The organism is Zobellia nedashkovskayae, from assembly GCF_015330125.1.
Lineage (GTDB): Bacteria > Bacteroidota > Bacteroidia > Flavobacteriales > Flavobacteriaceae > Zobellia > Zobellia nedashkovskayae.
Map to the genome: position 1 here is coordinate 2,750,780 of NZ_JADDXR010000002.1, position 12,482 is coordinate 2,763,261.

General features: G+C 37.4%; 9 protein-coding genes. 3 read left to right on the forward strand and 6 right to left on the reverse strand.

Annotation, left to right across the window (positions count from 1 at the left end):
- Window positions 1-80 precede the first annotated feature (80 nt).
- Complete coding sequence (gene yidC / locus IWB64_RS11490; protein ID WP_194534129.1) at window positions 81-1,934, forward strand: membrane protein insertase YidC; 1,854 nt, start codon at window positions 81-83, stop codon at window positions 1,932-1,934.
- Window positions 1,935-2,333: 399 nt separating this feature from the next.
- On the opposite strand, the gene IWB64_RS11495 is transcribed toward yidC, so the two are convergent.
- Window positions 2,334-3,695, reverse strand: a complete 1,362-nt coding sequence (locus IWB64_RS11495; protein WP_194534130.1) for a fasciclin domain-containing protein — start codon at window positions 3,693-3,695, stop codon at window positions 2,334-2,336.
- A gap of 224 nt (window positions 3,696-3,919) precedes the next feature.
- On the opposite strand from IWB64_RS11495, the gene mnmA reads away from it, so the two are divergent.
- Both mnmA and IWB64_RS11505 read left to right on the forward strand, forming a co-directional pair.
- Window positions 3,920-5,110: a tRNA 2-thiouridine(34) synthase MnmA gene (gene mnmA, locus IWB64_RS11500; RefSeq protein ID WP_194534131.1), complete on the forward strand. Its 1,191-nt coding sequence runs from the start codon at window positions 3,920-3,922 to the stop codon at window positions 5,108-5,110.
- Window positions 5,111-5,137: 27 nt separating this feature from the next.
- Window positions 5,138-6,079: an NAD(P)H-dependent flavin oxidoreductase gene (locus tag IWB64_RS11505; RefSeq protein ID WP_194534132.1), complete on the forward strand. Its 942-nt coding sequence runs from the start codon at window positions 5,138-5,140 to the stop codon at window positions 6,077-6,079.
- 61 nt (window positions 6,080-6,140) lie between these two features.
- Here IWB64_RS11505 and IWB64_RS11510 read toward each other — a convergent pair whose 3' ends face one another.
- From IWB64_RS11510 to IWB64_RS11530, 5 genes are all read right to left on the reverse strand, one after another.
- A complete protein-coding gene (locus tag IWB64_RS11510; RefSeq protein WP_194534133.1) occupies window positions 6,141-9,551 on the reverse strand; it encodes a HEAT repeat domain-containing protein in 3,411 nt (1,136 codons plus the stop codon).
- A gap of 69 nt (window positions 9,552-9,620) precedes the next feature.
- Window positions 9,621-9,854, reverse strand: coding sequence for a putative signal transducing protein (locus tag IWB64_RS11515; protein ID WP_194534134.1), 234 nt, complete (start codon window positions 9,852-9,854; stop codon window positions 9,621-9,623).
- A gap of 110 nt (window positions 9,855-9,964) precedes the next feature.
- Window positions 9,965-10,474 carry a DinB family protein gene (locus IWB64_RS11520; RefSeq protein WP_194534135.1) on the reverse strand — a complete coding sequence of 170 codons (510 nt, stop codon included), beginning with the start codon at window positions 10,472-10,474 and terminating at the stop codon, window positions 9,965-9,967.
- A gap of 15 nt (window positions 10,475-10,489) precedes the next feature.
- On the reverse strand, window positions 10,490-11,509 hold the full coding sequence (locus tag IWB64_RS11525; RefSeq protein WP_194534136.1) for a DUF3500 domain-containing protein: 1,020 nt from the start codon (window positions 11,507-11,509) through the stop codon (window positions 10,490-10,492).
- Window positions 11,510-11,674: 165 nt separating this feature from the next.
- The gene (locus tag IWB64_RS11530) at window positions 11,675-12,208 is read right to left on the reverse strand and encodes a hypothetical protein (RefSeq protein WP_194534137.1); all 534 of its coding nucleotides are present in this window, start codon (window positions 12,206-12,208) and stop codon (window positions 11,675-11,677) included.
- Window positions 12,209-12,482 lie beyond the last annotated feature (274 nt).

Below are 12,482 nucleotides of genomic sequence, written 5' to 3' on the forward strand. Positions count from 1 at the left end.
TATTTGCTAATTGACTAAACCAAACCCTTGTACATGACCGATTTGATTTTGAAGCAATCGGTTTAATAACAATTATTTAGATGGAAGAAAAGAAAGTAGATATAAATTCTATAATCGGTTTTGTACTGATTTTTGGAATATTGATATTTATGTTTTATCAGAATCAGCCCACTCCTGAAGAGCAAGCAGCTGAAAAAGCAAAACAAGAGCAGGTTGTAAAAGAGGAAAGCAAAGAAGTCTTACCATCTGAAAAAATTGAACAATCGCCAGTGGTTAATCTTCAAGATTCTACTGCCGTTGCTAATTATCAAGGTAAAATAGGTGCTTTTGGGTATACGCAGCCATCCGATAAGATCACTAAATTAGAGAACGAACTAGTTTCTCTTGAAATAAGTAATAAAGGTGGTCAGATAGTAGAGGCACGTATGAAACAATATCATACGTATGATTCTATTCCTGTGTACTTGGTACATGATGGCAACGCTTCTTTTGGTGTAAATTTTACCACTTCGGATAATAGAGTACTAAATACTAAAGACCTTTATTTTGAGCCGTCTTTAACCGAAAATAATGGGAGTAAGGTACTTTCAATGAAAGCCAAAGCGGGTCCGAATAACTTTTTGGAGCACCGTTATGAAATGAAAGAAGGGGAATACCTTGTAGATTTTACTATACGTTCGCAAGGACTTAGTGGCATTATAGACAATAGTAGACCTGTAGATTTAGAATGGGACCTAAAAGGTATACGCCATAACAAAAGTGTAGAATACGAAAACAAGTATACGGAATTGACTTATAGCCATGAAGATGGTAAGATAAGTTACCTTTCGCTTGCTAGTGATGATGATGAAAAAGAAGAAGATGTAAAGTGGTTATCATACAGACAACACTTTTTTAGCTCTATGTTAGTTGGTAAAACTAACTTTAAGACTGCAGAGCTCACTTCTAAGAATTTAGTTGAAGAAGAAAGTAAAGATACCAAATTTACCAAATTATTTGGTGCAACAATGCCTTTGGAATTAACAGGAGGTGAGTTGGCTCAGAATATGCACTGGTATTATGGTCCTACGGATATAAAGGTGTTGAGCCAATATAAAGAGTTGGGTCTTGATGATTCTATTCCTTTTGGATGGGGTATTTTTGGTTGGTTAAACCGTTATTTATTTAATCCTTTCTATTCCTTTTTAAGTTCTGTCTTACCATTTGGTTGGGCTATTGTTGCTATGACCGTTTTGGTTAGATTGGCAATGTCTCCTGTAACTTATAAGTCGTATTTGTCTCAAGCTAAGATGAAGGTTTTAAAACCTGAACTTGCAGAGTTAGGAGAGAAGTATAAGGATAATGCTATGAAAAAGCAGCAAGAAACTATGAAGCTTTATGGTAAAGCTGGTGTGAGCCCTATGAGTGGCTGTATTCCTGCTGTACTGCAGATGCCTATTTTCTATGCATTGTTCATGTTCTTCCCAACTTCTTTCGCATTGCGTCAGAAATCTTTTTTATGGGCAGATGATTTATCATCATATGATGTTGTTGCTAACTTGCCCTTTCATATTCCATTTTATGGAGATCACGTGAGTTTATTTCCAATTTTGGCTTCCATCGCTATATTCTTTTATATGACGATGACTACAGGTCAGAATATGCCACAACAACCAGGTATGCCTAACATGAAATTTATCATGTACCTAATGCCTTTAATGATGTTGTTCTTCTTCAACAACTATGCAAGTGGACTTAGTTTGTACTACTTTGTATCTAACATGATTACTATTGGTATTATGTTGGTAATCAAGAATTTTATCTTGGATGACAAGAAAATTCATGCGCAAATACAGGAGAACAAGAAAAAGCCTAAGAAAGAGAATAAGTTTCAGAAAAAGATGCGTGAGATGATGGAGCAGGCTGAAAATCAGAAGAAAATAGACAAAAAATAAAAAGTCTAAATTATATAGAGTTTAAAGTAAATAAAAACCCTGACAGATATCTGTCAGGGTTTTTTGCATTAGTTAGGTTGGTTTGGTAAGATTTGGGATTGTAAAGATGCAGATAAACCAAGCTTTAAAAAAAAGAGAGTTGTCAAGTCCTCTTTTTTGTATGCTAACTTGCATAGCTATGTTGTTTGGTTTTTTTAATATGAAATAAAGTGGAAATAAAATCAGTTGAACCACATTAAAATTATGAAGTATAAACGTTTTAAAATGAGATTTTTAGATTCATTTTTTTTTACGATTATATTTTGATGAAAATTTAAAGTGTACCAAATTTGAGAATAAAAAAAGCCGCTAATACTAGCGGCTTTTATGTTGGGGGGAACTAATTTTAGTTTGTTGGTATTATGAACCAGGAATAAGAACGGTGTCTATAGCGTGGATTACTCCATTTATGGCTTGAACATCTGCCTTTACAATATTGATTCCCATATTACCGGCTCCATCGGTAATTACAAAAGTTTCTTCAGATGCTATAAAAGTTAAGGCATCTCCTTGAAGTGTAGCTGGGGAAACCAATCCATCACTTAAATCTCCAGAAACTATGTTGGCTTCTGCAATTACGTGGTGTGTAAGAACAGCGGTTAAATCTTCTCCTGTAGGAACCTCTGCTAACGCTGCAAAAGCACTGTTTACGGGAGCAAAGACAGTAAATGGAGTATTCTCTGTTGTTGAACTTAGTATAGATACAAAATCAGGTTGTCCTTCTGTAGTAAGAGCACCAACTAAAGAAGAGAAATTCTCACTGTCCGCAGTTGCGAATGTTACTACTGTTGGTAGGTCAATTACTGTATCAACTGCATGAATGATACCGTTAGTAGTTACTACATCAGCAATGATAACGGTACTAATACCGTTTAACGTAACTCCATCATCAGTGTTTACATAAATACTCAAATTATCACCATCTTCGTTTGCAGCTGCTGTATTTGCATAGCTGTTGCTTAAATCACCAGCTGCCAAAGCTGCACCGCCAATTACGTGATTAGCAAGAATGGCGTTCAAATCATTTTCACTTGGATTTTCAAATGCAGTAAAAGCGTCATTAGTAGGAGCGAACACAGTAAATTTCTGTTCGGCATCACTAAGTAAATCGGTAAAAACTGTATTGCCATCCGTGGTCAATGCGCCCACCAATGAAGTAAAAGCGCTATTGTAGGTAGCATGATTTACCACATTTGGTAAACCTATTACCTTATCTACAACATGAACAGTTCCATTAGAGGCTTCAATATCTGCGGTAGATACAGCAGAACCATTTATAGTTACACCATCTGCAGTGTTTACATATAAGCTTAAGTTTTTACCATCAACACCAGCGGTTGAAGAAGAGGAGTAATATGTAGTTTCTAAATCTGCGGCTTTCACATCTCCGCTTACCACATGGTTTAGTAGAACTTGTGTTAAGGTTTCCTGTGGAATATCGTCTAAAGAAGCAAAATTATTATCAGTTAAGAAAGCTTCAAAAGCAGAGTTGGTAGGAGCAAAAACAGTAAAGGGACCATCTCCTTGCAGAGTTGCTACTAATTCAGCTTTGGTAAGGGCTTCTACTAAGATAGATAAGTTAGAATCGGTAATAGCGATATCTACAATGTCGGTCTCAGTTTCCATTGGAATTTCTGGTGCGTTGTCATCATCACTACATGACACAAAAAAGATGGAAGCTAGGGCTAGGGGTAAAATACCTTTAAAATTGTTGAGAATCATAATACATATATTAATAGTTCATATTTTATGGCCAGAACGGAAAATGGGTTCATTCTAAACCACTTTTCTAAATTAAATTTGAGGCAATTTATAATAAAAATATCATTTTGTTTAACTCTTTTCAAAAAAAGTTGAACACTTTTGGTTTTAAGGAAATACTAAAATTGTATTTGAAAAGGTACAATCCGTGTTTATTGACTAATTTTGCAATCTTATTATTGAGCATGAAAAAAGTAGTTGTAGGCCTCTCAGGAGGAGTGGATTCAAGTGTAACCGCATACCTTTTAAAAGAACAAGGGTATGAGGTAATAGGCTTGTTTATGAAGAATTGGCATGATGACTCGGTAACTATCTCAGAAGAGTGCCCGTGGTTAGAAGATAGTAATGATGCTTTAATTGTGGCCGAGAAGTTGGGTATACCTTTCCAGACCGTAGATTTAAGCGTTCAATATAAAGAGCGGATTGTGGATTATATGTTCGCGGAATATGAAAGAGGACGTACACCCAATCCTGATGTGCTTTGTAATCGCGAAATTAAGTTTGATGTTTTTATGGACATTGCTTTACAGTTGGGTGCAGATTACGTGGCAACTGGTCACTATTGTAGAAAAGGAACGATTAAGACTGAAGATGGTTCTGAAACCTATCAGCTTTTAGCGGGTAAGGATGATAACAAGGACCAGTCGTATTTTCTTTGTCAGCTTTCACAAGAACAATTATCAAAAACGATGTTCCCGATCGGACATTTGAATAAACCCGAAGTACGTAAAATTGCTGCAGATAATGATTTAATTACTGCAGATAAAAAGGATTCTCAGGGGCTTTGTTTTATTGGGAAAGTACGTTTACCAGAATTTCTTCAGCAAAAGTTAAAACCTAAAAAAGGAGTGATTGTTGAGGTACCTTCTGATATTTCGCAATATCAAAAAGAATTGCCTCAATTTGAAAATAAACAGGCGGAGCTGTCTTTTTACGCTGAAAAACCAGTCTATCATGTTGCTGATGGAAAAGTGGTAGGTGACCACCAAGGAGCCCACTATTTTACTAAAGGACAACGAAAAGGACTTGATGTAGGAGGTACCAAAGAACCGCTGTTCGTTATTGATACGGACGTTCATGAAAATGTAATCTATACGGGTCAGGGTAAATCGCACCCAGGTTTGTACCGAAGAACGCTTTTTATTACGGATGAAGAGTTACATTGGGTACGAAGAGATTTAGCGCTGAAAGAAGATGAAACTCTTGAAGTAATGGCACGTATTAGATATCGCCAGTCATTACAAAAAGCTACTATTTATAAAGTTGCTGGTGGATTGTATGTAGATTTTGAAGAAAAACAATCGGCTATAACGGAAGGTCAGTTTGCTGCATGGTACCTTGGCGATGAACTTATTGGCTCTGGTGTAATTTCCTAATAGGAAGTTTTTCAATATATTCAATCCATGCAAAATAGAATAACAGAACTCTTCGGAATAAAATATCCTATTGTTCAAGCAGGTATGATTTGGACCAGTGGTTGGCGTTTAGCTTCTGCTGTCTCCAATGCAGGAGGCTTGGGGTTGATTGGTGCCGGTAGTATGTATCCGCAGGTATTGCGCGAGCATATTCAAAAATGTCAGCAAGCAACCGATAAACCTTTTGGAGTAAACGTACCTATGCTTTATCCTGATTTGGATAAATTGATGGAAATAATTGTAGAGCTAGGAGTTAAAATTGTTTTTACTTCCGCAGGTAATCCAAAAACATGGACCTCCTATTTACAGGAAAAAGGCATCACGGTAGTTCATGTAGTCAGTAGCTTAAAGTTTGCACTAAAATCTCAAGAGGCTGGTGTAGACGCTATTGTTGCGGAAGGTTTTGAAGCGGGTGGACATAATGGCCGAGATGAAACAACTACGCTTACTTTAATTCCTGCTGTAAAGGAAAAAGTAACTATTCCCATAATAGCCGCAGGTGGAATAGCAACTGGTGCAGCCATGCTTGCTACAATGATTTTAGGTGCGGATGGAGTGCAAGTAGGTAGCCGTTTTGTGGCTAGTGATGAAGCTTCTTCACATCTACTCTTTAAAGAAAAAGTGGTGGAAGCAGGAGAAGGGGATACGCAGCTTACGTTAAAAGAACTTGCTCCCGTGCGGCTTATAAAAAATAAATTTTATCAAGATATTCAGAATGCCTATGCTAATGGTGCTTCAAAAGAAGATTTGATTTCTTTATTGGGAAGAGCCCGAGCCAAAAAAGGTATTTTTGAAGGTGATATGGAAGAGGGTGAGTTAGAAATAGGTCAGGTAGCATCGCTTATTCACAAAATAAAACCAGCGGCAACTATTGTAAGTGATATGATGGCTGAATTTGAAGTAGCTAAAAAGGAAGTTGCTTCTTTATAAGTACAAAAGCTTTAAAACAAAAAAATCCCTCCAAGTGGAGGGATTTTTTTGTTGAGGTTAATTAACCTTCTTTAAGACTCGCAAGATACTCTATTAAGTTCCTTAATTCTCTTTTGGATATCATACGGCCCATTGGCGGCATAGCCGAAGGCATATTTTCGCGTTTTTCTATTCTTGAAATATGAATATCCAAAGGTTCTGCTTCTCCCGTTTTTAGGGTTATCTCCTCATCTGTTTCTGCTTCTAGTATACCACTTACTTTTGAACCATCTTTTAAGGTAAGAACAACACTTCCATAACCAGGAGCTAAGCGTGCGTTAGGCTCAATAAGCGCTTCTAGAATTTGTTCACGGCTAAGTATGTTAGCAATATTTGCAAGTCGAGGTCCTACATCAGCACCTCCGCTACCTACGGAATGACATCGGGTACACTGGGCCGTTGGATTCTTGTTGAAGACATTTCTACCATCTCTATAATTACCGCCAACTAAGGTTTCCTTAAAGGCATCCACGGAGTTTTCGTTTTCTTTTAATGGTTTTAATTGTGCAATTAAGCTTTCGTCTTTGGTAGCTTCAACGGCTTCAATAAGGTCTAGGATAACACTTTGTTTCAGCTGATTTGCAGAAGCTTGTTTGACTAAGCTTCCTAGTAGTTCTCCGCTTTTTTCAATTGGCAATTCACCTAAAACACTCAATAACTGTTGTTGCTCACGTACCGAACCTTTCTTGAAGATTGGAGTAACGATGCCCGGCAGATTTTCTTTTGAAATATCCATTTTAGGCATAAGACTTATGGCCGTGGTTCGCACATCCTTATTACCGTCTTTCATACCATACTGCATGGCGGTTTCAATCTTATCAAAGTTGAGAGCCCCTAATGCTTTCAGTATTTCTGAACGTACTTTAGCCGACTTATGTTTTTTCATTACAGCAAAAAGAGCATCGTTATGAGAGTCTATTCCTAAATTGGCCAAGGTGTTAGAAATGCCGATAAGGATATCCGTATCTGTATCTTCAATGAAACTTGGAATATCTTTTTCTATTTTTTGCTTAACCAGATTAGGGTCTCTTTTGATTTCTCCTCTAAAACGGCCATCTACTCGATCCAGTACAGAAGGTTCTGCCCAAGTACCAATAGTGGCAAGTGCTTCGCCTCGTAGTGTATTGGATCTGTTTTTATCTTTAGCAAAGGCGATAAGATTTTCTAGTTCTTTGTCAGTTCCTACACGAAGTGCTGCATTAATAGCCCTACGCATTAAAGGTTCTGAATTGAATTTTTCTACGGTTAGCATATCGGCAAGAGCGGGAAGTGCGGCATCAATAGAAAAATCATCATTAATGGCCCTTGCGGCTTCCGTAACAATATATTCATCCTCATCATTTAGAAATTGGGCAACGGCAGGGTCTTGTAGTCTACGTAAAATAAGAACCGCCGCTATTCTAAGACTTCGGTTTGGATTATGTGCCAAAGTCGTAATAGATTCTGTATTCTCTATTCTAGATAATGCTAAAACAGCTGCATGTCTCAAATACACATCCTCATCGCTATTGGCTACAATTAAATCCAATAAAGGCTGAATGGCCGCTTCGGTTTTAAACCTACCCAGAGCTTGGGCGGAAAAAAACTTTACACGCGAATTATCATGCTTTAAAAGCGGAATCAATTTAGAACCGGCATCAATATATTTTGCATCTCCTAAAACCTTGGCGGCTTGGGCAATAATTTCTGGGTCATTATCGGTTAGAAGGGCAACAAGTGGCTCTGCTTGTGAAGCATCTTTATCGGCAACTTGACCGATACCCCAAATAGCATGGATACGGGCAAATTGATTTGCATTATCAGCAGCTACTTCTTTAAGTGCTTTGTAGCCTTTAGAACCATTTTTCACTAATTGAAACTGAGCTTTCTTTCTAATACGCATATCACCATAAGAAAGCAATTTTACCAGCTCATCTGTGGATTGCTCTTTATAGTCTAAGGTCATTAGACGTTCGGTTTCTTTTCGTTCTTTCTCGAGGTCATTTTTAGAATCGCTAACATCAAGTTTCCAAACGCGACCATAGTTTTTAGTACCCCATCCGGTAATCCAATCGGCAACGTACATGGCACCATCAGGGCCAAATTGAATTCCAGTTGGTAGAACTCCGCTTAAAATACTTTCATCAGTATTAAGCTCAAAAGAAGCTCCCTTCGGTTTTAAATCAAAGGCCCAAATATTAGATCGGTCAGGGTTACCCACAAATTCTACTAAAAAGAACTTGTTGAGCCAATCCTTACCTAAAGCTGTACCAGGGTTAAAAGTCATTCCGGTAGGTCCGTTATGAAAATTTTTAATAGGAGGTACAATGTAAGCGGCTTGGCCTTCCCAACGTGGAGTGAAAAGCTTTTCGTCCATCCAAACTTTATAGCCATTGTTTTTGGGGTCTGTGTATTTACCATATTGCCAGTTAGAACGCCATCCAGAATCAGAACCATCTACCAAATGTACAAGTCGTTCGCTTTCGCCAGCATGGTCGCCGTCATTATCTGAAGAAATAATATTTCCGTAGGCATCAAAAACAAATTCATGAGTGTTACGCAAACCTCTTGCAAATATTTCAAAACTACTTCCATCAGGATTGGAACGTACAATAACCCCTTGGTTGGGGTATTTTATTTTTTCGCCATCTACTGTAGTAAGGTTAGCGCCAATATCGCCAATACCCCAGTAAATTTTACCGTCGGGACCTTCAATAGCACCGGACATTCCATGAGCAGCAAAACCAATATGCACGGCAAATCCATGAGCAATAGACATTTTTTCGTCTAGAATTAAATCATAGTTAGTATCTGTCATGCGCCACATATCTGGACCTACGCCAACAAATACATCGTTCTCACGAACTAAAAGTGCACCAGCAACATCTGTAATCTCATCATTAAAATCTTCGAGAATTCGGGTAGATTTATCTGCAATACCATTGTTATTACTGTCTTCCAACATCCAGATTTCATCCTTTTCAACGGTAAGATCTTTCCAGTCGTGACTCCCATCTTCGTTAAGGTCTGGAAGCCATTCGTTTTCTTCACTTTTTTCTGGAGCGAATGTCTCATGTAAAAATTCCCGACGGTCTTCTACGGATTGTAGAGAAATTGAAGATGTCATCCAATCTTGATGCCCGCGGATATCAAATTCCGAGTTTTTTTGCCTATTGGTACGTGTGAGGTAAACTTTACCTTTATCATCTATTTGCATAGCAATAGGATCAGGTGCCAAAGAATCTGAGGCCCAGAGGGTCAATTCAAGTCCGCCTGCGACTTTTGGACTAATGCTTTCGCGAATTTCTTTTGCTCTACTTACTTCCGTAAGCGAATCCTCAGTTATAACCAATGGGGTTTCCTTTGGTTTTTTGGGTTTTGATTCGCAAGCACTAAATGAGGTAATAAGAAGCGCTAACGCTAATAAGCTGGTGAGTCTGGTGTTGAGTGTCATTGTTGTTTCGTATTCATTGGTATGTAGCTGCTAAAAATAGCAAATAATGAATACAGAAGGTAGGACTAGCTAGTCTTTTTGTTGAGCAGCTATGGCTCTAACAATAATCATAGCTTTTTCTTCTTCATCATTTCTTACATAAATATCTAGCTCACCATTAATATTGGCAGCAAACCCTGCTAGACGGGCAGATTCAGAGGCATCCTTGATAATTGGGCTAATGCCAACTTCGTTCAATTTTTCTTGTATACGTTGAGCTGTAAAGCGGTTTCCTGAGTAAATTTTAACTTCTTTAGATTTCATAGTATCATTTTTATAACAATATGAAGTTAGTGTGTTATGGCTAGTTTAGAGCCCGATAAAAAGTTAATTTTTAATGCGATAAAATTGTTGCGTAAATAGGGTCTCAGATTTTAGGAAGAAGAAAGCATACTTGCCGTTACCAATAATTGACCCACATGGCGTTGGCTATGCTCTGCCGCATGAAAAAGAAGTCCTAAAGTTGTTGACGGAAGTTTTTTTCTTCCTACTGTACGCTCTTCTCTTAAAGTAGCCTCTGTCAGGGTTTTAAAAAACGATAATGCTTGATCAGTTTTATTTTGAAAGTTGATGACAAGGTCCTTTGTATGAAGTTTTTCATTAGACTTTCCTTCTTGAGAGAGGTAGTTAAATTGTAATTCTGATAAATTTTCAGATTTAGCATAAGTCATCATACGGTCTAGCACTCCGGTAATATGCTGTAAGTGAAACCCAATTGAAGCTCTTCCAGCAATTTTGGTCCATAATTTGTCCTCCGGAAAATCAAGCAAATAGCGCTCTATTTCCTCGGAAGATTGTAATAGTGCATGTGCAGCAGGTTGCAATAGCAATGGAATTTCTGGTACAGGTCCGCGGAGCCAGACTTCAGGTTTAGAATTTTGCATGGTTTTTGTCCAGGTTTAATGGCTGTGGTCGTAATGTTGCTTCAAAATATCTTGACCAAAATCATTGGTTAAATCGCGAACTACGGTATGTACGTGGTTGGCATTGTTTTGAGTATTATCATATTCAATTAAAATGGTAGGTCCTTGAATATGGTAATAATGTCCTTGACCAGGTTTTAAGCTGCCCGCCCAAGCAAAAGAAAGCTGATCTATATCTGCGTCTTTAATTTTTACTTTAAGCGATTTTGAAAACTCTGCTTCGTAGTTGTTTAAATAGAGGTTTAAGAGTTTTAGAAAGATGCCTTTTTGATCTTGTGATAGATCAGAAAATAGAATTCCGTTGGGTTTTAAGTTAGATACGGTTCTATTATTTTTCGTAAATATTTCATAAGGGGCCTCATTAGAAAATACCGTCTGAGTAAGTTGTTCTTTGGATAGCGAGTTAAGAAGTTCAAAACCTATTTCCGTCTCTTTCTTAAGCACTTGTTTTCCTTGTAATTTTCCACTAGGCACAATACCAGGGTTAGAACCCATAAAAGAAGGTGTGGCAGATAGTATGGTGTCTTCTGAAGCAACGAAGTTTAAAGACACATGATGGCCTTCAAACCGCCATCCCCAAAATTCTCCTTTTTCTGGTATTCCAAAAATAGAGAAGTGATAGTTAAGGGCATCTCGCATAGAAGTCCCATCTGGCATTTTGTTCTTATTTTTCTCTAGAACGGCTAGTATGTTTTCTAAAGCCATGATTTCTGACGCTTTACGGAAACCTTCTTGGCTAAGAGATGCTTTTAATAAGTTGGTTGCGGCTTCTTTTTGCTTCGTATTAAAATCATTAAAAGTTGGTCCTTTTCTTGCGAGCGGTACATAGTTAAAATTAAAACGTTCATCGTCATCAATTTGGAACTGGGCCTTTTCTAGAAGGTCTGCATCCAAAGTATTGAGAAAATCTTGGGCTAGCGTGAGTAATTCTTGAGTGTGTCCTGTTGCAAAGAGTAAAATGCAGAGAGGTGATAATAACAGTTTTTTGAGTCTCATTACTCTTGTTTCTTATAGCGTAAGTGCTAGTAAGCTTTAAATGTAATAAACTGTTAGTAAATTAACTAGCTATAAGGTAACCAACCACAATAGACCTCAGTGTAAAAAATATAACTTAATAGAAACCAATTTTATAGCTATTTAACGGGAATAGAACTCCAGTAATTAATATACGCTGTAGTTTAATAGGTTTAGAGAAGGTTTACTCATAAGTTTTAGTTCTTCTGAATATCCAGATTTCGTAAAAGTGCGTAATAAAGTTTCAAAATTAGTACCGTCGGTAATTAATTTTAGTTGGTACTCTTTGCATTTAATGATAATCTGAGTCGCGGAAATTTTGTACTCTGAAGAATAGACCTTAAAAAAACGAGATACGCGAGCAGGTACTCCCATTCTCATTAGAATTTGCATTGGTGATAGATAAAATGTGTCTATTGTTTCCTTTCCCCTAACCAAACTAATTGACTCTATATCATTCTTTAAAAGAGGAATTATACTTTCATGATTATCAAAGTTCCCTACAACCATAATCCCCTTAGATGAAATTTCTAAATCACATCTGGTCTGCGACAAAAGCAAATCGGTTTTGTAGTCTTTATTTTTAAAATCTACAAGATGAAATCTATACTTTGGTTCAGGCTGTAAAGATTTGAAAAAGGTTGGGGACGACTTAGCAATTAACGGCGATGCACTTTTCATTCCTGTTCTATAGGTTTGGTTCGTAATTAGATTTTATAGGGGTGGTAATTTACATACCTGGTAGGGAATGCAATTTACAGAATTATACCGATATTTTCGACCACTTAAACGATGCTTGGGCTATAAATGGGGGTTATCAGTAACACGTTTTATCGGTCAACACTTGCGATTAATAGGGTTGCGAATTGCTTGTAAATTAATTTTAAAGTTATCAACATGAGTGTTGGTGATAACTTGTTAACAACTTTTTTGAACTTTATTCTTTGTGGTGGAC

Coding starts and splice junctions, on each gene's coding strand:
- IWB64_RS11505 (WP_194534132.1), top strand. CDS start 5,138: ATGCAAAATAGAATAACAGAACTCTTCGGAATAAAATATCCTATTGTT.
- IWB64_RS11515 (WP_194534134.1), bottom strand. CDS start 9,854: ATGAAATCTAAAGAAGTTAAAATTTACTCAGGAAACCGCTTTACAGCT.
- IWB64_RS11525 (WP_194534136.1), bottom strand. CDS start 11,509: ATGAGACTCAAAAAACTGTTATTATCACCTCTCTGCATTTTACTCTTT.
- IWB64_RS11530 (WP_194534137.1), bottom strand. CDS start 12,208: ATGAAAAGTGCATCGCCGTTAATTGCTAAGTCGTCCCCAACCTTTTTC.
- IWB64_RS11520 (WP_194534135.1), bottom strand. CDS start 10,474: ATGCAAAATTCTAAACCTGAAGTCTGGCTCCGCGGACCTGTACCAGAA.
- IWB64_RS11510 (WP_194534133.1), bottom strand. CDS start 9,551: ATGACACTCAACACCAGACTCACCAGCTTATTAGCGTTAGCGCTTCTT.
- yidC (WP_194534129.1), top strand. CDS start 81: ATGGAAGAAAAGAAAGTAGATATAAATTCTATAATCGGTTTTGTACTG.
- IWB64_RS11495 (WP_194534130.1), bottom strand. CDS start 3,695: ATGATTCTCAACAATTTTAAAGGTATTTTACCCCTAGCCCTAGCTTCC.
- mnmA (WP_194534131.1), top strand. CDS start 3,920: ATGAAAAAAGTAGTTGTAGGCCTCTCAGGAGGAGTGGATTCAAGTGTA.